Origin of the sequence: Streptomyces colwelliae (assembly GCF_048158785.1) — a bacterium.
In the GTDB taxonomy this organism is placed as follows: domain Bacteria; phylum Actinomycetota; class Actinomycetes; order Streptomycetales; family Streptomycetaceae; genus Streptomyces.
The window spans coordinates 1-20877 of the sequence record NZ_JBLTJC010000108.1 but is presented as its reverse complement, the minus strand read 5'-3'; the positions used below and the strand labels follow the sequence as shown (position 1 = coordinate 20877).

The 20877-nt window shown below is 70.3% G+C and carries 17 protein-coding genes; 11 read left to right on the top strand and 6 right to left on the bottom strand.

What is annotated here, in order from left to right; translation table 11 throughout:
• Nucleotides 1–8 precede the first annotated feature (8 nt).
• Together kdpF and ACNFOC_RS22995 are read right to left on the bottom strand one after the other, a co-directional pair.
• Nucleotides 9–98 carry a K(+)-transporting ATPase subunit F gene (kdpF, locus tag ACNFOC_RS23000; RefSeq protein WP_016434100.1) on the bottom strand — a complete coding sequence of 30 codons (90 nt, stop codon included), beginning with the start codon at nt 96–98 and terminating at the stop codon, nt 9–11.
• A gap of 281 nt (nt 99–379) precedes the next feature.
• Nucleotides 380–2221, bottom strand: coding sequence for an APC family permease (locus tag ACNFOC_RS22995; RefSeq protein ID WP_416960988.1), 1842 nt, complete (start codon nt 2219–2221; stop codon nt 380–382).
• A gap of 284 nt (nt 2222–2505) precedes the next feature.
• Here ACNFOC_RS22995 and ACNFOC_RS22990 point away from each other — a divergent pair, with 284 nt between their 5' ends.
• Nucleotides 2506–3063 (top strand): hypothetical protein, encoded by a 558-nt coding sequence (locus tag ACNFOC_RS22990; RefSeq protein ID WP_416960987.1) that lies wholly within the window; start codon nt 2506–2508, stop codon nt 3061–3063.
• Between the two features lie 9 nt (nt 3064–3072).
• On the opposite strand, the gene ACNFOC_RS22985 is transcribed toward ACNFOC_RS22990, so the two are convergent.
• Nucleotides 3073–3861, bottom strand: coding sequence for a DUF4118 domain-containing protein (locus tag ACNFOC_RS22985; protein WP_416960986.1), 789 nt, complete (start codon nt 3859–3861; stop codon nt 3073–3075).
• A complete protein-coding gene (locus ACNFOC_RS22980) occupies nt 3861–6386 on the bottom strand; it encodes an ATP-binding protein (RefSeq protein ID WP_416960985.1) in 2526 nt (841 codons plus the stop codon). The genes ACNFOC_RS22985 and ACNFOC_RS22980 overlap by 1 nt, the downstream gene beginning before the upstream one ends.
• A gap of 257 nt (nt 6387–6643) precedes the next feature.
• On the opposite strand from ACNFOC_RS22980, the gene ACNFOC_RS22975 reads away from it, so the two are divergent.
• Entirely contained in the window at nt 6644–8224 is a 1581-nt protein-coding gene (locus ACNFOC_RS22975) for a Na+/H+ antiporter (protein ID WP_416960984.1), read from the top strand.
• A 157-nt stretch (nt 8225–8381) separates the two neighbouring features.
• Here the strand turns inward: ACNFOC_RS22975 and ACNFOC_RS22970 are convergent, their stop codons facing one another.
• Complete coding sequence (locus tag ACNFOC_RS22970) at nt 8382–9806, bottom strand: GlnX family signal transduction membrane protein (protein ID WP_416960983.1); 1425 nt, start codon at nt 9804–9806, stop codon at nt 8382–8384.
• Between the two features lie 631 nt (nt 9807–10437).
• On the opposite strand from ACNFOC_RS22970, the gene kdpB reads away from it, so the two are divergent.
• From kdpB to ACNFOC_RS22945, 6 genes are all read left to right on the top strand, one after another.
• Nucleotides 10438–12591 carry a potassium-transporting ATPase subunit KdpB gene (gene kdpB / locus ACNFOC_RS22965; RefSeq protein ID WP_416960982.1) on the top strand — a complete coding sequence of 718 codons (2154 nt, stop codon included), beginning with the start codon at nt 10438–10440 and terminating at the stop codon, nt 12589–12591.
• Between the two features lie 342 nt (nt 12592–12933).
• Complete coding sequence (locus ACNFOC_RS22960; protein ID WP_416960981.1) at nt 12934–13746, top strand: SDR family NAD(P)-dependent oxidoreductase; 813 nt, start codon at nt 12934–12936, stop codon at nt 13744–13746.
• Nucleotides 13747–13777: 31 nt separating this feature from the next.
• Complete coding sequence (locus ACNFOC_RS56075; protein ID WP_521985193.1) at nt 13778–13855, top strand: 50S ribosomal protein bL37; 78 nt, start codon at nt 13778–13780, stop codon at nt 13853–13855.
• Nucleotides 13856–14132: 277 nt separating this feature from the next.
• Nucleotides 14133–15476: an aminotransferase class I/II-fold pyridoxal phosphate-dependent enzyme gene (locus ACNFOC_RS22955; protein WP_416960980.1), complete on the top strand. Its 1344-nt coding sequence runs from the start codon at nt 14133–14135 to the stop codon at nt 15474–15476.
• A 271-nt stretch (nt 15477–15747) separates the two neighbouring features.
• Nucleotides 15748–17700: an APC family permease gene (locus ACNFOC_RS22950; protein ID WP_416960979.1), complete on the top strand. Its 1953-nt coding sequence runs from the start codon at nt 15748–15750 to the stop codon at nt 17698–17700.
• 102 nt (nt 17701–17802) lie between these two features.
• Nucleotides 17803–18321, top strand: a complete 519-nt coding sequence (locus ACNFOC_RS22945) for a hypothetical protein (RefSeq protein ID WP_416960978.1) — start codon at nt 17803–17805, stop codon at nt 18319–18321.
• A 63-nt stretch (nt 18322–18384) separates the two neighbouring features.
• Here ACNFOC_RS22945 and ACNFOC_RS22940 read toward each other — a convergent pair whose 3' ends face one another.
• Nucleotides 18385–19116 (bottom strand): MerR family transcriptional regulator, encoded by a 732-nt coding sequence (locus ACNFOC_RS22940; RefSeq protein WP_416960977.1) that lies wholly within the window; start codon nt 19114–19116, stop codon nt 18385–18387.
• Nucleotides 19117–19170: 54 nt separating this feature from the next.
• Here ACNFOC_RS22940 and ACNFOC_RS22935 point away from each other — a divergent pair, with 54 nt between their 5' ends.
• The 3 genes from ACNFOC_RS22935 to ACNFOC_RS22925 all read left to right on the top strand — a co-directional run bounded on the left by ACNFOC_RS22935 (nt 19171) and on the right by ACNFOC_RS22925 (nt 20722).
• The gene (locus ACNFOC_RS22935) at nt 19171–19458 is read left to right on the top strand and encodes a hypothetical protein (RefSeq protein WP_416960976.1); all 288 of its coding nucleotides are present in this window, start codon (nt 19171–19173) and stop codon (nt 19456–19458) included.
• Between the two features lie 250 nt (nt 19459–19708).
• Nucleotides 19709–20251, top strand: a complete 543-nt coding sequence (locus ACNFOC_RS22930) for a DUF1707 SHOCT-like domain-containing protein (protein WP_416960975.1) — start codon at nt 19709–19711, stop codon at nt 20249–20251.
• A 66-nt stretch (nt 20252–20317) separates the two neighbouring features.
• Nucleotides 20318–20722, top strand: a complete 405-nt coding sequence (locus ACNFOC_RS22925) for a DUF3592 domain-containing protein (RefSeq protein ID WP_416960974.1) — start codon at nt 20318–20320, stop codon at nt 20720–20722.
• Nucleotides 20723–20877 lie beyond the last annotated feature (155 nt).

Below are 20877 nucleotides of genomic sequence, written 5' to 3'. Positions count from 1 at the left end.
GTCGTGGCTCAGAACCTCTCCGGGAAGATCAGGGCGAGGACGAGATAGCCCAGCAGGGCGACGGCCACGACGAGGCCGACAATGTTCTCGGCGGTCACAGCTTCGTCACCCCCTTGGCGACGAGGGCCACCAACGCGAAGACCGCGATCGTGGTGACGACGAAGGCCAGATCGGCCATCGCGAGCTCCTAGAGGAGGTTCTGGAATCCGCAGGCGAATCGTCCGCGAGCGGATCGGACGAATAGAGGAAACCCCGTCTCTGGCCGGATTCGAGCGCCGTTGACGGGTCCCTTACGGCGTGTCGTACACCTTTGACGCAACTCTTACGGCACCTGCGCCGACCTGTGGCAAGGAGCCGCTGCAAGGCGCGTCAGGCGGCGTCAGGACAGCCGGAAGCGCAGCCTGCAGATCACGGCGTCGGTCTCCTGGCGCACCGCGTGCGCGACGACGGCGCCCCGTTGGTTCTGCAGCAGCCGCTGCCACAGCCTCTCCGGCTCGGTCTCCGGGATGAGAACGGTGACGCGCGTGGCCGGCTCCGAAGCCGACACCTCGCGGACGTAGGCGGCGATAGGGCGGCCCAGCGAGCGACGCTCGCACGTCAGCCGGACCAGCGGGACGCCCGGATCCCACTCCGCCCACGCGCGCTCCAGGGCATGCATCTGGGCCCGGTCCTCCGGGTCGGGGTAGCAGACGGTGACCGCACGGACCTCGTCGCCGAGGGAGGCTGCCGCGGTCAGGGCCTCCGAGGTGAGCCGGGACAGCGAGGAGACCGGCACGATCACCACCGAGCGGTCGCGGTGCGGGTGCTCGGGGATGCGGCCGAGGCCGAGTCGTTCACCGATCCGTCGGTAAGCGCGGTGGACGGTCTCGAAGGCGAGCACCAGCAGGGGCAGGGCGATCACGATCAGCCAGGCGCCCTCCTCGAACTTCGACGCCGTGACGACGACGGTCGCGATGCCGGTGAGGACGGCGCCGAACCCGTTGAGCAGCGCCTTGCCCCTCCAGCCGGGTCCGCGCTCCAACCGCCAGTGTCTGACCATGCCCACCTGGGCGATGGTGAAGCCGACGAAGACACCGATGGCGAACAGCGGCACCAGGGTGTTGGTGTCACCACCGGAGAACACCAGCAACGCGGCCGAGACCACGGCCAGGGCGAGCACTCCGTGCCGGTGCACCTGGCGGTCGGCCTTCAGCGCGAACACGTGCGGCGCGTAGTTGTCCCGGGCCAGCAGCTTCAGCAGCACCGGCAGGCCGCCGAAGGACGTGTTGGCGGAGAGCGCCAGCAGGATCATCGTGGCGAACTGGATGACGTAGAAAGCCCAGTTGTGGCCGAGGGACGCGTCCGCGAGCTGGGCGAGGACGGTGACTCCCTGGACCGGCTGGAGGTGGAAGCGGGAGATCAGGACCGACAGACCGATCAGCATCACGCCGAGCACCGCCCCGAGGGCTACCTCCGCGCGCTGCGCACGCTTGACGCGCGGGCGGCGGAAGGACGGGACGGCGTTGGCGATGGCCTCCACTCCGGTCAGTGCGGCGCAACCGGAGGCGAAAGCTTTCAGCAACAGCAGTGCGCCCACCGTGGAGGCGTTGTCCGCGAGCGCCGAGGCGTGTCCCGCCGCGGTGGCGGTGCTCACCGGCTCGGACCCGAACAAGCCCACCGCTATGAGGACGAAGATGGAGCCGACGAAGACGACCGTCGGCACGATGAACGCCCTCGCCGACTCCACGATGCCCCGCAGATTCACGCCCGTGATCAGGGCGAGGACCGCCAGACAGAGCCACAGCCGGTCGTCGTAGAGGGACGGGAAGGCTGAGGTCAGGGCGGCTACGCCGGCCGTGACGGCGACAGCCACGTTGAGGACGTAGTCCAGCACCAGAGAGGCCGCCGCGACCAGGCTCGTACGGGCGCCCAGGTGCGTCTTCGCGACGGCGTACGACCCGCCGCCGTCGGGGAACGCGGCGATCACCTGCCGGTACGAGGCGACCAGCACCGCCAGCAGGCCCGCGATGGCCAGCGTCACCGGGAGCGTGAAGCCGAGGCCGTGCCCACCCGCGGCGGCCAGGACGAGGACGATCGCCTCGGGGCCGTAGGCCACCGACGCCATGGCGTCCAGTGACAGCGCGGCGAGGCCGGTGAACGTGGTCAGGCGATGGCGTTCGCCGGTATCCGGTGGTTCCTCACCGGCGGGGACGGCGTCCGGCTCGGTCGTCAGGACGGACATGGGTGCGTGCTCCTTCTTCCAGGGCCACGCACAGGGGGCTGAAGAGTGCGCGGTGCACTCCAGGTTCTGTCCGAATCCCGTCGCTTCCGACCGCTCCTTGCGGCATCTTCGCACCGAGGGGCCAGACCTTGACGGGACCTTGACGGCCGTGTGACCTGCGCAACTGCCGTTCCGCCGCTGAGACTCCCATGTACCGCGGTCAGGGCGTCAAGAAGTAGCGGATATCCGTCAGAGGCTCATCAAAGTGTGCCGATCGGGTTCTCCGGATCTCTACCGTCACCGGTATGGGACGCCGCGACGACGCGCGACACGAACCGGTCGACGCACACGGAGAGAAACCCGGTGGGGCGAGCAATGGCCTGCAGTGGACGCAGGAGGTGTGGAGTTCCGTCCGCTGCGCGGGCGTGCTGCTCGTCCTGCTCCTCCTGCTCGACTGGGGTACCGGTCGGCTCGATCCGTTGCGTGCCGCGCTGTGGCTGGGCCTGGCAGGGCTGCTGTTCGTCGCGTTGTGTCCCGCCCGGGTGTCCGCCGGCGAGGGCTGGTTGTCCTCGCGTCGGCTACTGCGGGAACACCGGGTCCGTACGGATCTGCTGGTGTCCGTCCGCTGCCTGGACGGGATCTCGCAACGGCTCCTGCTGCGGGACGCGTTCGGTGGACGCGTCGAGATCGACCCGGACGTCCTCGTGACCAATCCCCAGCTGTGGTACCGCCTCGACGAGGACGCTCGGAAGTCGGCGGCGGTCGGCACGCTGGTGTGCGGGGCGACCGCGCTGCGCCGTGTCTCGGAGCGCGTCGACCGCGAGACCGCCGAGTCCGTGTTCAGGGTCTCCGGCCTGGAGTAGCCACCGCTGTCAGCCCTCCCGCACCGGCCCCGCCGTGCCCAGCGCCGCGCCCGTCTGATCGGCCAGGGTGACCGCCACCAGGCGTGCCTGGAGCGGGGGTACGGGGCCCGGGCCGGCGGTGAGCATGAAGCGGCCGAGGTAGTGACCGTTGCCGTAGGTCCGCAGCTCGATCTCGTCCTGCGGCCAGGCGCTCGTCCCCGTCACGCTGCCGTCCTTCAGCAGCCGGGGCGGGCGGCCGATGAGGGTGCCGTACTCGAAGCGGCACGTGCGCAGACCGAGCAGGTCGGTCAGCTCACGGCGCACGTGGTCGACCACGGTGTCCGCGGAGTTGGCCGACTGGGCGAGGGAAGCAGTGCGGTGGATACGGGACAGGTGATCCGCGTCGGTCACCGTGATGACCTCCAAGCGGCGTGCGCGGGCGGCCAGTTGGGACACGATGACGCCGACGAGCAGCAGGAGCACCGTCGTCTCGACGTCGGCGGACGCGGTGATGTCGAACGTCTCGTACGGCCGGGTGAGGAAGAAGTCGAACCACGCTGCCGCGGACAGCGCCGCGAGCGCGCCCACCGTACGGCTGCCCAGCGCGGCGACCGCGACGACCACCACGACGAGGATGAGGGCGGCGTTGGTGTGGGACAGGTCCGTGCGGAACGGAACGAGCGCGAGGGCCACCAGGAACGGGGCGGTCAGGCCCACCGCCAGGGCGAGCCGGTCCCGCAGCGGCCAGGCACCCGTCGACGCGACGCGCGCTCCCTGCGTGCGGTGCAACAGCCGCCATGTGCCGGTCTCGGTGCTCATCAGACACCTCCTACGCTCTGCGCACCCTGGGGGTGCGGGTACTCCGACGATTCGGTCCGTCCGGTCTGCTCGGTCTGTTCGGCGAAGGGCAGGGACACGACCATCGTCAGACCGCCGCCGGGAGTGTCCTCGGGAGTGAGGGTGCCGTTCATCGCCTCGGTCAGGCCGCGGGCGAGGGCCAGCCCGAGGCCGAGTCCGGTGGTGTTGTCCGTGTCGCCGAGCCGCTGGAACGGCTCGAAGAGCCGCTCCCGGCTGTCGGCGGGCAGACCGGGACCCCGGTCCACCACACGCAATTCGACCCGGCCGGCCAGTGCACTGGCGGTCACCAGCGCCTTCTGTCCCGGAGGCGTGTGGCGGGCGGCGTTCGCGACCAGGTTGGCGATCACGCGCTCCAGCAACGGTGGGTCGGCCCGCACCGCCGGAATCTCCTGTGTGTCCGTCACTTCGATGCCGGTGGTGTCCGCGAGCGCCATGGGGAGCACCTCCTCAAGCGTGGTGGCGCGGAGGTTCAGGGTGAGGACACCGGCCTCCAGGCGACTGAGGTCAAGGAGGTTCTCCACCAGCCGGTTGAGTTTGGCCATGGACTCGTCGGCGGTGGCGAGGAGCTCGTCGCGGTCCTCGGCGGAGAACTCGACGTCCCGGCTGCGCAGCGAGGTGACCGCGGCCCAGCCCGCGGCGAGCGGCGTGCGCAGGTCGTGTCCTACGGCCCGCAGCAGCGCCGTACGCATCCGGTCGGCGGCCTTCACCGGCTCGATCTCGGCGGCTGCTTCGGCGAGTTGGGCCCGTTCGACGGCGGAGCCGACGTGCGCGGCGAAGGCCGCCAGCACCCGCCGCTCGGAGGACGACAGAGTGCGGCCGGACAGGACGAGATACGCGCCGGGACCGGCCGGCACGGTTGTCACGCCGTTGGCGTCGGGCGGCTCGTCCACGAGCTCCGCCGACTCCATGCCGAAGGTCTCCCGCGTGCGCTCCAGCAGCGCCGGAATGGTCGCGCCGCCGCGCACGATGCTGCCCGCGAGGGACGACATCGTCTCCGCCTCGGCGGTGGCACGCGCCGAGCGCCGGGACAGTCGTAGGGAACGGTCCACGACGGCCGCCACGGTCGCCGCCACCACCGTGAACACCCCCAGTGCAAGCAGGGCGTTGGGGTCGTCCAGGGTGAACTGGCCGATGGGCGGGATGAACCAGTAGTTGAGCAGCAGCGACGCCGTCAACGACGCGATGACCGCCGAGGTGACGCCGCCTATGCAGGCGACCCCGACCACGGCGAGCAGGAACAGCAGGGCCTCGCTGGTGAGGTTGACCGTGCCGCGCACCTGCGCGAGGCAGACAGTGAGCAGCACCGGCAGCACAAGTCCCGCTACGGGCCCGGCAATTAGCCGTGCCGTCGAGAGGGTACGGCGCCGGGACGGCAGCAGCGTGCCGCGCCCGGCCCGCTCGTGCGTGACCCGGTGTACGTCGATGTCACCGGACAGCTCCGTCACGGTCTCACCCGTGCCGGGCCCGGTCAGGAACCGTTCCAGACGGCCCCGGCGGCTGGTACCGAGGACGAGTTGGGTGGCGTTCTCGGTGCGGGCGAACTCGACCAGGGCGGTGGCGACTCCGTCGCCGACCACCGAGTGGTAGCTGCCGCCGAGGTCCTCGACGAGCCTGCGCTGCCGGGCGAGCGAGGCATGGGACACCCCTGCGGCGAGTCCGTCGCTGCGGGCCACGTGCACGGCGAGCAGATCACCGCCAACGGACCGGTCGGCGATACGGGCGGCCCGCCGGATCAACGTGTCGCCCTCGGGGCCGCCGGTCAGCGCGACGACCACGCGCTCCCGGGTCTCCCACACCCCGCCGATGCCGTGCTCGGCGCGATAGGTGTGCAGGGCCTCGTCGACCCGGTCGGCGACCCACAGCAGCGCCAACTGCCGCAGGGCGGTGAGGTTCCCGGGCCGGAAGTAGTTGGCGAGGGCCGCGTCGATCTTCTCCGGCGTGTAGATGTTGCCGTGCGCCATGCGCCGCCGCAGCCCCTCGGGCGGCATGTCGACCAACTCGACCTGATGGGCACGCCGTACGACCTCGTCGGGCACCGTCTCGTGCTGCGGCACCCCGGTGATCTTCTCGACCACGTCGTTGAGTGAGGCCAGATGCTGCACGTTCAGCGCGGTGACGACGTCGATGCCTGCGTCGAGCAGTGTCTCGATGTCCTGCCAGCGCTTGGCGTTGCGGCCGTCGCCCGGGACGTTGCTGTGGGCGAACTCGTCGACGATCGCGACCTGCGGGCGGCGGGCGAGGACCGCGGCCAGGTCCATCTCCTGGAAGTGTCCGCCACGGTAGGAGCAGCGGGCACGGGGGACGACCTCCAGGCCGTCGAGCATCGCCTCCGTACCGGGGCGGCCGTGGCACTCGGCGAATCCCACCGCCACGTCCGCCCCACGGGCGGCGCGGCGCCGTCCTTCGTCGAGCATGCGGTAGGTCTTGCCGACTCCGGGGGCTGCCCCGAGGTAGACCTTCAGTCGTCCGGGCCGTACGTCACTCATCGCCGCCGACGCGCTCCATCACTGGATCACTGAATCACTGGTTCAACATCAACTCCCCCTCTCATGAAGGGGGCTGTTCCTAAGGAAGCCCCTCTGGAGGCCGGGAGGTACGCGTGTTAGCGCTTCCTTGGCGCCGGTCCCGCGGACCTTGACACTGCCTTGACGTGACCTGCAGCGGATAGGGTGAAAGCGGTGTGCCGGGAAGCCTGGTCGGCAGGGGAGCCAAAGCGGCTCTCCTCGTAGTTCCAGGAGGCGGCATGCGCAGCGTAGGTACGGTTCTCGCCCTCGTGGTCCTCGCCACGATGGTGGCCACCTTCGCGCGCCGGTGGCGCATCCCGGCCCCCTCCCTGCTCGTGGTCGCCGGCCTCGGCGTGGCGCTGCTGCCGGGCACCCCTCAGATCGAGATCAGCCCCGAGATCATCGGCCTCGTGGTACTCCCGCCGCTGCTCTACGCCTCCGCGGAGGAAATGCCCTGGCGTGAGCTGCGGGCGGTGTGGAAACCGGTCGGGATCCTCTCCATCGGCCTGGTTCTGGCGTCCGCGGCGGCGGTCGGCGCCGTGGCGGCGCTGGTGACGCCGCTGTCGTGGCAGATGGCGTTCGTGCTGGGCGCGATCCTGGCCAGCACTGACCCGGTCGCCGTCACCGCGCTGGGCAGACGCCTCGCCCTGCCGCCGAAGGTCCAGGTCCTCGTGCAGGCGGAGAGTCTCTTCAACGACGCGACCTCCCTGGTGCTGGTCCGGGTGGCGGCGGGTATCGCCGTGGCGTCCACTGCCGCCAACTGGGGCGCGGCGGGCGGCGAGTTCCTGCTCCTGGCCGGCGGCGGCACACTGATCGGCGCGGCGGTGGCCGGCGTGATCGCCCTGATCCGGCGACGCACCGAGGACCCGGTCCTGGAGACGGTGATCGCCCTGGTCACCCCGTACGCGGCTTACCTGCTGGCGGAGGCGGCGCACACCTCGGGCGTGACTTCGTGCGTGGTGGCCGGCGTGGTCCTGGGCGGCCGGGGCGACCGTCTCACCAACGCTCGCATCCGGCTCCAACTGCACGCCGTCTACGGCACGGTGGTGTTCCTGCTGGAGAGCGTGGTGTTCTCGCTCATCGGTCTTGCCCTGCCCGCGCAGGTGCGGGCACTGGCCGACGGCGACGGTGCCTGGCCGCTGTACGCGCTCGCGGTGGCGGGCACGCTGATCGCCGTGCGCATGCTGTGGCTGGCCCCGCTGTCGGCGGTAGTGCAGCGCAAGGGCGGCATCACCCGCATGAACTGGCGGATCCCCGTGGTCCTGACCTGGGCGGGCACCCGAGGGGTCATGCCGTTGGCCGCCGCCCTGTCCATCCCCGAGGTCGCACAGAACGGCACCGCCCTCGCAGAACGGCCGCTCGTCCTCGTCCTGACCACCTCGGTCGTGGTCGTCACCCTCGTCGTGCAGGGCTTCACCCTCGCCCCCGTCGTCCACCGCGCCGGCATCGCCCTGGAGCCCGCCCACACCGCGCGCGAGGAGGCCGAGGCCCGCTCCCACCTCGCCCACGCGGGACTGGCCCGCCTGGAGGAACTGGCCGAGCTGGAGGTCGTACCGGACGTCGTCCTCGACCGGCTCCGCCGCGGCCTGGCCGCCCGCCTCGACGACGCCCGCGACCGCCTCGCGGAGCAGGACAGCGACAGCGAGACGGCCGCGACCGAGTCCGCCGACCTGGTCTACCGTCAACTGCGCCGCGACCTGATCACCGTCGAGACGGGCGAACTCCAGCGCCTCTACGACGGCCACGCCATCAGCGACACCACCCGGCGCCGGCTGCAGCGGTCCCTGGACCTGGAGGAGACACGGCTGGCGGATGTGTGAGGGTCCGCTGGGGGTGCCGGGAGAGGTCGTTGGTTGGGTGCGGCCACGTCGTGGCTGGTCGCGCCCACGCGGCGGAGCCGCATATTGATACAGCCCCGCGCCCCTAAAAGGGGCGCTTCCAGCCCTCCGTCTCGGCAGGCCCCGCCGGACCTCGCCCCTAACGGAACTCAGCCAGCCTTGGCCGTAGTCCGAGAGCCGTGAGAGCCATCGCGGTGAGCAACAGCCCTCCCGCCCAGGGAAGCAGGCCGGTGACCGCCGAGCGGCCCGCGTCGGTCGAGGCCGTGAAGTGGGCACGGTTGATGTCGGTCACCTTGTCCAGCGCGGCCATCCATGTCCCGAAGTGCGCGTTGGAGGTACCCGGTTCCCAGCCCATGCAGAACTCGACCGCCTGGTCCTCCTTGCCCGCGGCCAGCAGCGCGCGGATCTTGCGGTCGTCGCGTTGGTAGACGGCGTAAGTCTCCACGGTCTTCTCGGCCGCCACCCGCTCCCCCACGAAAGTGATGTTGTCCAGCTCGCGCCGGAACTCGCCCGTGAAGCGCAGGTCTTGGTGGTCGGACTCGTACGCCTGCCAGCTGGTGGCGAGTTCCGCGTCGTACGTCGCGAGGGTCGCGCCCTTGATGCCGTACAGCTCCTGCGACTTGGCGAGGAAGGAGGCGGCGTACTGCTCGCGGCGCCCGGGGTCCAGGAGATAACGGCTCTCGTCGGCGTTGGCGTCGTAGGCGATGGCCCGTGCGCGGGACAGCGCGACGACGGAGTCGAAGGCGTCGCGCCGGGCTCCCCGCAGATCGTCGGCCGTGGAGGTGAGCAGTTGGGCGCCGAGGATCACGGCGAGCAGAGTGCAGACGGTGGCGGCCAGCACGCCGGGGTTGAGGTTGCGCCCGAACCTGCGGGCGAGATACCACTGCAGGGCTCCGAGCACGACCAGCAGCAGCACACCGAGCGCGATGACGGCGATGAGTTGGGAGGACAGGGTGGATCGGGCGGAGCTGTACTCCGCGTCGAACGCCTTGTCGTTGGAGGACACCAACGTCCGTGCTGACGGGACGAGTTGCTGCTGCAGAAGGTCGGTGGCCTTGCGGTAGTCGGCGAGCGCGGCCGCTTTGCCGCCGCGGTGGCCGTCGTTCTCCAGGGCCCGGCCGATCAGCTCCTGGTACTCGGCGAAGCCGTCGGTGAGGGACTCCACCGTCTTCTCGTCGCTCCGATCGCCCTGGGCCGCGACCGCGAGAGTTCGCAGATCGTGCCCGATCTCGTCCCGGGCGTCACCGTAGAAGCCGACGGCCTTCTGGTACGGCGTCTGCAGGCGCCCTTTGCCCGCGTCGCCGTTGGACAGCAGGATGTTGGCGGCCTGCGCGTCCATGTCGTTGAGGGCGAGATCGAGGTCGGCCGCGCTGGTGGTTCGGGGCGCGTCGCGGTCGGCCACGCTGTTCCAGGTGCCCATAGCGGCGAGTCCGGCGAACGTCAGCAGCAGCGCCAGGGTGGTGGCGAGCAGGACCGTGGCCGCGCGCAGGAGGCGCAGCCGCGCGGGCACGTGGGCCCAGTAGCGGCGGCGCAGAGCGGCCCACGCGGCCACGGTCTGCTGCACCGGGCGCTGCCCCGGACCGCCCGTCCGCGACGCCTCGTGTCGCTGCGGTCCGGGGCTACCCCCTGGCGGGGTGACCGCCGGCTGCGATGGCTGCGCACCGGCCTCCGGCTGAGGTCTGTGCGATGTACCGGCCGTGATGGTCACGGTCCCTCCCCCGCCATGCCAAGGACGGTCACTCCGCCCCCCGTTGCCGATCAGTCTGCGACCGGATCACGCCATGGACGGACTGCGTTGACACCCTCCTGACGGCTGGCCAGGTTTGTTTGACGGGACCTTGACGGCGCTCGCGCCGGACCCGTATGAAAGCCGCAAATTCCTTGCTGAGCAGGGTTGTTCGGCCGATGGCCGCGGATAGATTCCTGTGGTCCGCCGCCGAGGCCGGGGCGTCAACGGCCTCGCCTCACCCGCTCCGGAGTCACCACTCCGAAGAGCGGCTCACGGCGGCCTGGTGTGTGCCACCGAACGGCAGGCACCGGCGTGTGGCGTCCCGGCGCCTTCCCGTGCCAACGTCCGCGCAGCGCCGTGTGGTGCCGGGGCCCCGGCACCACACGGTCCCGTGGCCGCTTTCCCGCCCACCGACCAGTCCGCCGGCATGCCCTGACGCGTGCCGGTGCCGAGCCACGAAGGTCTCATGCATCCCACTGCGCCCGAGCAGGCCCCGCCGTCCCGCCCCCAGCGCACCTCGGGATCCGGACCAGGAGGAGGAACGGAACGCCGTGCCCGAAGCGGGCTCTTCGAACCGGCCCAGCTCGTCCGCTCCTTCCCCGAGGCCCTCCGCAAACTGCACCCACGAACCCTGGTCAAGAACCCCGTGCTCTTCGTGGTGTCCGTAGGCGCCGCGCTGACCACGCTGTCCGCGCTGCTCCACCCCGCCGTCTTCACCTGGGTGATCAGCGCCTGGCTGTGGCTGACGGTCGTCTTCGCCAACCTCGCCGAAGCCGTCGCCGAGGGCCGCGGCAAGGCGCAGGCCGAGTCGCTGCGCAGGGCGCGTACGGACACGGTGGCGCTGCGGCTGCTCGACTGGCGTTGGGGTACCAACCTGCGCAGCGCCCGCACCGAGGCGGTCGCGGCCACCGATCTGAAGCCGCTGGACGTCGTGCTCGTCGAGGCGGGCGAGATGATCCCGGCCGACGGCGACGTGGTCGACGGCGTCGCCGCGGTCGACGAGTCGGCGGTCACTGGTGAGTCGGCGCCCGTGATCCGGGAGGCGGGCGGCGACCGCAGCGGCGTCACGGGCGGTACGACGGTCCTGTCCGACCGGATCGTGGTGCGGGTCAGCGCCCGCCCCGGCCACAGCTTCCTGGACCGGATGATCGCCCTGGTCGAGGGCGCGAACCGGCAGAAGACCCCGAACGAGATCGCCCTGAACATCCTGTTGGCGTCGCTCACGATCATCTTCCTGCTGGTCGTGGTCACGCTCCAGCCGATGGCCGAGTACGCCGACGCCGCCCAGTCGACGACGGTCCTCGTCGCCCTGCTCGTCACGCTCATCCCGACGACGATCGGCGCCCTGCTGTCCGCGATCGGCATCGCCGGCATGGACCGGCTGGTGCAGCGCAACGTGGTCGCCATGTCGGGACGGGCCGTCGAGGCGGCCGGTGACGTGAACACCCTGCTGCTCGACAAGACCGGCACCATCACCCTCGGCAACCGCGAGGCCGTCGCGTTCGTCCCGCTGCCCGGCATCGACGAGCGACAACTCGCGGACGCCGCACAACTCTCCTCACTGGCCGACGAGACACCCGAGGGCCGCTCGGTCGTCGTCCTCGCCAAGAACGGGTACGGCCTACGGGCCCCCGCCGAAGGCGAGTTGATGAACGCCCGCTGGGTCGCCTTCAGCGCACAGACCCGCATGAGCGGGGTCGACCTGTGCTGGGACAACGGAGCCGTGTGCGCCATCCGCAAGGGCGCCGCCCAGCAGGTGATCGACTGGGCGCAGATGTACGGCGGACAAGTCCCGCCCGAGGCACGGCACTTCGCCGACTCGGTGGCCGCCTCCGGCGGTACTCCCCTGCTGGTAGCCGTGCACGACTGGGACGGGCCGCGCGTCCTGGGCCTGATCCACCTCAAGGACGTCGTCAAGGACGGCATCCACGAACGCTTCGCGGAACTGCGCCGCATGGGCATCCGCACCGTCATGATCACCGGCGACAACCCGCTCACCGCCCGCGCCATCGCCCAAGAGGCGGGCGTGGACGACTACTTGGCCGAGGCGACCCCCGAAGACAAACTCGCCCTGATCAAGCGGGAGCAGGCCGGCGGCAAGCTGGTCGCGATGACCGGTGACGGCACCAACGACGCCCCGGCCCTCGCGCAAGCGGACGTCGGCGTGGCGATGAACACGGGCACGTCGGCCGCGAAGGAGGCCGGCAACATGATCGACCTCGACTCGAACCCGACCAAGCTCATCGAGATCGTCGAGATCGGCAAGCAACTCCTCATCACCCGGGGCGCGTTGACGACGTTCTCCATCACCAACGACGTCGCGAAGTACTTCGCGATCATCCCGGCGATGTTCGCGGGCGCGTATCCGGGCCTCGGGTCGCTGAACGTGATGGGCCTGCACAGCCCCACATCCGCGATCACCTCGGCGATCATCTTCAACGCGCTGATCATCGTCGGACTGATCCCGCTCGCGCTGCGCGGGGTGCGCTACACGCCCTCATCGGCGCACGACCTGCTGCGCCGCAACCTGCTGCTGTACGGACTCGGCGGGCTGGTGCTGCCCTTCCTCGGCATCAAGCTGATCGACCTGTTGATCTCGGGGGTGCCGGGCCTTGGCTGAACCCCGCCCGCTGCCGCTCGGGCCCGGCTGTCAAGGACACGTATGCGCACGTCAGAAGCCCGTCAGAGTACGGCGATCGGGCTTGCCCGCAGTCTGCGGGACGGCTTCCATGGATGACGTGAACAGCGCCTGGCTCCTCTTCGACCGGCCGCCGAGTCCCGCTCGGCCGTCCAGTCCTGCGCCGCGCTGTGCGGAAATGCCCGCGTCCGTGTCCCACTGACGCGTTCCGCATCCCTCCGGGGCGCCGTGACTTCTGTCCGGCGCCCCGCCCGTTTTCGCATCCGCACGCCAACCGCCCCTCGCCTGGGCCTCGTTCGCGTGCCATCAACCCTGGATTGGATCATGTCCGACTCCGCTCTTTCGTCCCGCACCGTGCTCGTCACCGGCGCCACCGCCGGCATCGGCTACGAGACCGCCCGGCATCTGGCCGAGCGCGGCGCCACCGTGCTGCTGCACGGCCGTACCGCCGAGGACGCCCGCGCCGCAACCGACGCGCTCATCGCCACGGCGGGCATCACGGGAGACCAACTCCGCCCGTACGCAGCCGACTTCGCCCGCCTCGACGAGGTCGAGACCCTCGCCCGCACAGTCGTCACCGAGCATCCGCACCTGGACGTGCTCGTCAACAACGCCGGCATCGCCGCCCCCGAACGGCACACCGTCACCGCCGACGGCAACGAGATCGCCTTCCAGGTCAACTTCCTCGCCCACTACCTGCTCACCTGTCTGCTGGAGCCGGCGCTCACCAGCGACCCCGGCGGCCGCGTGGTCAACGTCTCCTCGGCCCTGCACCGCACGGGCTCCATCCAGTGGTCCGACCCCAACCGCACCCGCCGCTACTCCCGGCTCGCCGCCTACGCCCAGTCCCAACTGGCCCTGACGGTCTTCGCGGCCGACCCGCGTGTCACCGCCGTCTCCGTGCACCCCGGCGTCTGCGACACGGCGATGCTGCCGCTGTACTCGCACGAGGGCATGTCGCCTGCCAAGGGCGCCGCGCACGTGGTCCGGCTGTGCGACCCGGCCGTCGAGATCGTCAACGGCGCCTACTACGACCGCGACGCCCGCATCGAACCAGCCCCGGCCGCGACCGAGGACCGCACCGTCAAGCGTCTGAACAAGCTGGCGGACCTGCTGGTCGGCCGCAGCGCAGCCTGAACCACCCTTCCCCGAAGGAGAGTTGAGGTCCGTGTCCAAGCGTGCCCGCAAGAAGAAGGCGCGTCGCAAGAAGAAGGCCAACCACGGAGGCAAGGCCGGCCAGCACTGACGGAACGCCGTCTGCCGAGGGGTGGGCGACGAGGAGCAGCGTTGCTCTCGCTTCTCGCCCGCCCCTGCCGTACGGCTTCCGGGAGGCATCGATGAAGGTGTCGGAACTCCCCCGCGTCAGCCCGGCGTTAGAAAGCGCTCCCATTCGATCAAGAAGCCGTCAGTACGGACTCTGCCCCAGGGCTCAGCGCCATAGCGTCACCGTGGGCCCACCGACCCGGCGAGATCCGCCAGGGCGCGGGCCTGCACCTCCCTCTTCACAGGAGAAGACGCAGAACATGACGACCACTGTGCCCGCCACCCCCACACAGGCCGGGCCGGACGACGGCCGACAGGCCGATGCCCGCGAGAAGGACATCATGCGGTTCCGCGTGGTGTCCGGACCGGATCTGACCACCCGCAACGACGCCTACCTGGCCTGGCAGCTCGACCGCCAACAGGCGGACCTGTGGCCCTACTTCCGCCGCTACGACACCGCCCTGACCACCCGCGCCACCGTCGTCTCCGACACCGGCGTGATCACCGAAGGCCCCAACTTCGGCGGCCAGGACTACCTGTCCCTCACCGGCCACCCCGCGATCCTCGACGCCGCCCACCAAGCCCTGCGCGACTACGGCCCCCTCACCGCCGGCTCCCCCGCCCTGGGCGGCGCGACCCCCATCAGCAGGGCGCTGGAAGCCGGTCTCGCCGAGGCCCTGCGCACCGAGCACGTGGCACTCTTCCCCACCGGCTGGGCGTCCGGCTTCGGCACCATCCGGGCCTTGATGCACCGCCGCGACCACATCCTGCTCGACAAGCTCTCCCACGACTCGCTGCGCCAGGGCGCCGCCGCCAGCGGGGCGACCGTGGAGTTCTTCCGGCACCTCGACAACGACGCCGTACGACGCCACCTGGCCGGCATCCGCGCCACCGACACCACCAACGCCGTCCTCGTCGTCACCGAGGGCGTCTTCTCCATGGACTCCGACACCCCGCAACTGGCCGAACTGCTGGGCATCTGCCGCGAGTTCGGCGCCCAGCTGATGGTCGACGTCGCCCATGACTTCGGTGCCATGGGCGAGTCCGGCGGCGGCCAGCTGGAGGTGCACGGCATCCTCGGCGAGGTCGACTTCGTGGTCGGGGCGTTCTCGAAGACGTTCGCCACCACCGGCGGATTCCTGGCGACCCCGTCGGCCTCAGCTCGGGAGTTCGTGCGGATGTTCGGCGGCCCGCAGACCTTCTCCAGCGCCATCACCCCCGTACAGACCGCGGTGGCCCTCGCGTCCCTGTCCATCGTGAACTCGCCCGAGGGTGCCCGGCGGCGGGCGGCGGTCGCGGCCGTCGCCACCCGCCTGCGGGAGGGGCTGACCGCCCGCGGTCTGGAGGTCATGGGCGACGTGGTCTGCCCGGTCGTCCCGGTCCTCATCGGCGACACCCCCACCGGCCGTACGGCCTCCGGTCTCATCGCCCGCGCCGGCCTCGTCGCCCACCTCGTCGAGCAGCCGGCGGTCGCCTCCGACGCGGCCCGCTTCCGCATGCAGGCCATGGCCGACCACAGCGACGCCGACGTCGACACCGCGATCGACATCCTCGACACCTGCATCCGCGAGGCCCGGCAAGCCGCCACCCCAACCCGCGTCTGAGTCCTGACATACCCCTGCGGCCGGGCGGAACCTCTTGAGGCGTTCCGCCCGGCCGCGGGTAGCCGACCCCCCAACGAAATGACGTTGGGTGTCCGGCCCTGACCTCCCAGTCCCGATGTTCCATCGGCACGCACCAGCCGCTCTTAACGGAGTCCTAACGCTCGTGCAGCGCTCTCCCCGTGTGCTCAGGCGTCACTCTCTGCCTACGCTGGTGCCACCGTCCGCGTGATGGCCGGAACCCCACACCGACCCGCGCACCAGGAGCACGCTGATGGTCGCCACCGAACACCCACCGCGTCGTATGCGTGCGTGGATGCTGGAGGGCCTGTCCGACATGGGCAGGACCGGCGGCCACACCGGACCCCATGCCGAACCGGAGCCCCCGCACAAGGGCCAACGCTGGTGGCGGGTGATGTGCCTGACCGGTGTCGACTACTTCTCCACCCTCGGCTACCAGCCCGGCATCGCCGCCCTCGCGGCCGGCCTGCTCTCCCCGATCGCGACCATCGTGCTCGTCGTGGTCACGCTGGCCGGCGCCCTGCCGGTCTACCGCCGGGTGGCCGAGGAGAGCCCGCACGGCGAGGGCTCCATCGCGATGCTGGAGCGGCTGCTGTCCTTCTGGAAGGGCAAGCTGTTCGTCCTCACCCTGCTCGGGTTCGCCGCGACCGACTTCCTGATCACCATCACCCTGTCGGCCGCCGACGCCTCAACCCACCTGGTCGAGAACCCGCACCTGACCAGCACCCTGCACGACAAGCAGCTGCTGATCACCCTCGTCCTCGTGGCCCTGCTCGGCGCGGTGTTCCTCAAGGGCTTCCTGGAGGCCATCGGCGTCGCGGTCGTCCTCGTGGCCGTCTACCTCGCGCTGAACGTCGTGGTCGTGATCGTCGGCCTGTGGCACGTCGGTGCCGCGAGCCATGTGGTCACCGACTGGTCGAGCGCATTGACAGCCGAGCACGGAAACGTGTTCGCGATGATCGGTGTGTCCCTGCTGGTCTTCCCCAAGCTGGCACTCGGCCTGTCCGGCTTCGAGACCGGGGTCGCCGTCATGCCCCATGTGAAGGGCGACGACAGCGACACGGAGGAGAACCCCAAGGGGCGTATCCGCGACACCAAGAAACTGCTCACCGCCGCCGCGCTCATCATGAGCGTCTTCCTGATCGCGACCAGCTTCATCACCACATGGCTGATCCCGGAGAAGGAGTTCGAGTCCGGCGGCCGGGCCAACGGCCGCGCCCTGGCCTATCTGGCGCACCAGTATCTGGGCGGCGCCTTCGGCACGGTCTACGACGTCTCGACGATCGCCATCCTGTGGTTCGCAGGCGCCTCCGCGATGGCCGGCCTGCTCAACCTCATGCCGCGCTACCTCCCCCGCTACGGCATGGCCCCGCACTGGGCCCGCGCCGTCCGCCCGATGGTGATCGTCTTCACCCTGATCGGCTTCCTGGTCACCTGGATCTTCGACGCGAACGTGGACGCCCAGGGCGGCGCCTACGCCACCGGCGTGCTGGTGCTGATGTCCTCGGCGGCGATCGCGGTGACCATTGCCGCTCGCCGCGCCGGACAGCAGGGCTTGACCATCGGCTTCGCCGTCGTCTCGGCGGTCCTCCTCTACGTCACCGGGGCGAACGTCGTCGAGCGCCCCGACGGCGTCAAGATCGGCGCCTGCTTCATCGCCGGCATCATCCTGGTCTCCCTGCTGTCCCGGCTGGCCCGTGCCTTCGAACTCCGCGTCACCAGCGTGCAGTTGGACCCCATGGCGGAACGGTTCGTCCGGGACATCTCCAGCCGCAAGATCCGTTTCCTCGCCAACGAGCCCGACCGGCGCGACAAGGCCGAGTACCGGGACAAGATCGAACAGATCCGCAACGACAACGACCTGCCCGAGCAGGAGGACTTCGTCTTCGTCGAGGTGACGGTCCTCGACGCCTCCGAGTTCGAGGCGGGCCTCACCGTGCGCGGCGAGGTGCTCCACAACCGCTACCGGGTGCTGACCCTGGAGTCCTCCTCCATCCCCAACGCCCTGGCCGCGCTCCTCCTGCACGTCCGCGACACGACAGGCTGCATCCCGCACATCTACTTCGAGTGGACCGAGGGCGGGCCCTTCGCCAACTTCCTGCGCTTCTTCCTCTTCGGCCAGGGCGAGGTCGCCCCGGTCACCCGCGAGGTCCTGCGCGAGGCGGAACCGGACCGGGCCCGCCGACCGCGCGTCCACACCGGCTGAGCGGCCCTCGCCGTCAGGATCCCGTCAAGATTCGCCGGTACGCCGTCAGGGGCCCGTAAGCGCCGGTCACTCAAGTGCACAGGCGCGCCTAGCGTCAGCGCCATGAGGCACAGCAGACCGGTGGTCCAAGCCAGCGACCGTCACTGGCGTGGCAGCGCCCGGCTCGCGGTGAACTGCGCCCTGCTGTTCTGCGCCATGAGCCTGCTGGTCGACTGGGACGCCGGAAGTCTGACGCCACTCCGAGCCCTGCTCTGGGTCACCATGTCGGCAGCCGTATGCGTTGTCCTCATCCCGCAGCGCGTGAGTGCGGGCCCCGGCTGGCTGGCGGTACGCACCCCTTGGCGCCGGCACATGGTCCACACGGACGCGCTGGCAGCCGTACGACAGTACGAGGGCGTCTCCTCCCACCTGGTCCTGCGGGACGTCCACGGTCACAGCCTGGAACTCGACCCCCGCGTCCTCGCCGCCAACCCCCTGCTCTGGCACGAACTGGACACGGGCGTCCGCCGCTCCTTGGAACGCGGAACGCTCCGCCAGGGAGCAGACGTCCTCGACCGACTGGGCCGACGCATCGACGACGAGACGGCACTGGCGGTCCTACGGGAGTCGGGACTTTCCTGACATCGCGAGAGAGCACTGACTGATATCCGCACGCCGCCCGAACCTGCCAACGTGCACGTCGAGTTACGCGTCCAGTTCTGCGCGGATGAGTGCGTCGAGTCGCTGCCACCCCGGTGACGAGGCATTGACCGTGCCCTGGATCAGCGCCGGGATCTCGGAGACTGTATCCAGATGGGGCGCTTCGACAGGTCCGTAGCGTTCCCGATGCGCCTCGGCGATCCGGCGGGCGAGGTCGTCGATGCGGGGATCGTCGGGGTCGAGGTCGTGCGCGCGGTCGTAGTCGAGGAAGAGCCGCCGTAGCGCCGGGTCGGCCAGGGTCAGGGCCTGATCGTGGAACAGGGTGATCGCGTGGTCCGGGTGGGTGGCGAACACGAGGATCCACAGGTCGCGTTGCAGGTCCACCCATCGAGGAGTGAATCCCCAGCCGACAAGGCGCTCCAAGTGGGCACCGACCTCGGCTGGCAGCGGTGCCAACTGCCCGGCTGCGAGACCGCGCAGGCGACCCCGCGTTGCCCGCAGGCCATGGATGCGGGCGGTGAGGTCGTCATCGATCTCGCGCAGTGCCTGCTGGAACTCCTCGTCGGTCGCCGACCGCAGGTCCCGGATCCGGGCCAGGGGAACGCCGGCCTCGGCGAGCGTGCGGATCTTGATCAGGTCGATGGCGTCGCTCGCGCCGTACCGCCGGTAGCCGGACGCATCACGGTCGGGTTCGGGCAGCAGCCCCTTGTCGTGGTACACGCGGATGGTCTTGGTCGACACCCCGACATACTTGGCCAACTGTCCGATCGTGATCACCCGGCCATCGTCCCACTTGACCTTTCCCCTGGGGCAGGGCTGCAGCATGGGGGCATGGCGAACACGAACATCGACCGGGAGACCTTGCGCGAGCTGGCCGACGAGGGCAACGAGACCGCCCTGGACCGGCTGGCCGACCTCGTCGACGCGGCCGGCGACCTCGGAGAGCTGCGCGAGCTGTTGGACGAGGGATCCATGCGCGCCGGGTTCCTGCTCACCCGACGCGCGGTGGCGACCGGCGACCTGCGCGAGCTGCAACGGATCTCCGACGCCGGGTACGACGAAGCCGGGGACGAGCTGGAGCGGCTGCTGAAGGCACCGGCAGACGGGCAGGGGGGCTGACAATCGACCGGCCGCTTCAGCCGAACTCCACGCCGCGGCCATGGAGTTCGGCTCGCGGTCGGCGCGCTCAGCCGCAGTGCGCGGCCCGGCCGAACTCCCGCGCGTGAGCGAGGCAGTGCTACGACCACTTGGGTTCGGCGGGTCGGACGGTCAAGGCCATGTTGTCGAGCGGTCGGCCTCCCCCTCGGATGCATTGCCCACTGCGGGCCTCGGCACGTTCGCACCGCCGGCGCCGCACTACAGTGAAACGGTGACGTCCCTGCCGGAAGACCCGCCGCCACGGATCAGCGAAGCCGACCGCGACACGGCCGTGCAGCGCCTGCAGGAGGCGTACGCCGAAGGACACATCTCGCACAAGGAGATGGACGGACTCCTCCACCGGGCTCTCACCGTCACGACGCACGTCGATCTCGTGTCGGCCATGGCCTCGCTCCCGGCGGAGAAGCCTGCCACCACGTCCACGATTGTCGCCGCCGGCGGGTGGATCCGGCGACGTGGCGCATGGCGGGTACCGCGGATCCTCAAGGTCGAGTCCGCATTCGGAAAGGTGAACCTGGACCTGTCCCGGGCGGTCTTCGAGCACCCTGTCGTCGACATCGAGCTGCAACTCCCTTACGGCAGGGCCCGGATCACGGTGCCTCGCGACGCGATCGTCGAGATCGAGGATCTGCGCACCGAGTGGAAGGACCCGAGATACAAGCCCCGGCGGCCCACTCTTCCGGGCGGGCCGAGGATCCGGATCTCTGGAGTCATGGGGTACGGACGGCTGAAGATCCGCCACGCCCGGCGCTGAGGCCGCCGTGCACGATGGACACTCGCCGTGCAAGGACGGACTCCGCACAACGGAGGGAGACCACGGATGCCGCAGGGAGCCGTCATCGCGATGGCCGGATTCACCGGCGTGAGTGGCGCGGTAGCGCTGCTGACGGGCCTCGTCGGTCTGCACCGGATCCGTCGACTGGGCCGCGCGGGCGTGGATGTGTGGGCGCTGGTGAAGCGCACCGGCCCGATCGCGGGCGAGGACGACCGACGGCCTGTACTGCAGTACACGACCGAGGATGGCAAGGTCATGGAGGTCGGCTCCCCCGTACCCGCGTCCAGGCGTCAGCCTCTGGCCGACGGCAGCCATGTGCTCGTCAGATACGACCCCGAAGATCCCCGCGAGTTGGTGTTGTACGGCCGCGAGCGCGCGATATGGGAGTACGCGATGGCGGGCGTGGGCGCCGTCTTCATTCTCCTGGGCGCGGGTCTGCTCCTCGGATAGTTGGCGATCTCTCACGAAGTGATCTGCCGACACGAGCGGGCGGCGTCGACATGTGCACGGCGGGCGCCGACGCCGTCTCGTTCTCCCGCGTACGGGTCGGCTGTTCGGACAGCCCCTCCCGGCTCTCCCGTCCCTGTCTCTTAGACACAGCCGAC

What these genes read in the sequence shown, in the direction of transcription:
- ACNFOC_RS22945 (WP_416960978.1), top strand. Translation starts at nt 17,803, where the DNA reads ATGAGGCACAGCAGACCGGTGGTCCAAGCCAGCGACCGTCACTGGCGT.
- ACNFOC_RS22950 (WP_416960979.1), top strand. Translation starts at nt 15,748, where the DNA reads ATGGTCGCCACCGAACACCCACCGCGTCGTATGCGTGCGTGGATGCTG.
- ACNFOC_RS22985 (WP_416960986.1), bottom strand. Translation starts at nt 3,861, where the DNA reads ATGAGCACCGAGACCGGCACATGGCGGCTGTTGCACCGCACGCAGGGA.
- ACNFOC_RS22980 (WP_416960985.1), bottom strand. Translation starts at nt 6,386, where the DNA reads ATGAGTGACGTACGGCCCGGACGACTGAAGGTCTACCTCGGGGCAGCC.
- ACNFOC_RS22955 (WP_416960980.1), top strand. Translation starts at nt 14,133, where the DNA reads ATGACGACCACTGTGCCCGCCACCCCCACACAGGCCGGGCCGGACGAC.
- ACNFOC_RS22975 (WP_416960984.1), top strand. Translation starts at nt 6,644, where the DNA reads ATGCGCAGCGTAGGTACGGTTCTCGCCCTCGTGGTCCTCGCCACGATG.
- ACNFOC_RS22935 (WP_416960976.1), top strand. Translation starts at nt 19,171, where the DNA reads ATGGCGAACACGAACATCGACCGGGAGACCTTGCGCGAGCTGGCCGAC.
- ACNFOC_RS22925 (WP_416960974.1), top strand. Translation starts at nt 20,318, where the DNA reads ATGCCGCAGGGAGCCGTCATCGCGATGGCCGGATTCACCGGCGTGAGT.
- ACNFOC_RS22995 (WP_416960988.1), bottom strand. Translation starts at nt 2,221, where the DNA reads ATGTCCGTCCTGACGACCGAGCCGGACGCCGTCCCCGCCGGTGAGGAA.
- ACNFOC_RS22990 (WP_416960987.1), top strand. Translation starts at nt 2,506, where the DNA reads ATGGGACGCCGCGACGACGCGCGACACGAACCGGTCGACGCACACGGA.
- ACNFOC_RS22960 (WP_416960981.1), top strand. Translation starts at nt 12,934, where the DNA reads ATGTCCGACTCCGCTCTTTCGTCCCGCACCGTGCTCGTCACCGGCGCC.
- kdpB (WP_416960982.1), top strand. Translation starts at nt 10,438, where the DNA reads ATGCATCCCACTGCGCCCGAGCAGGCCCCGCCGTCCCGCCCCCAGCGC.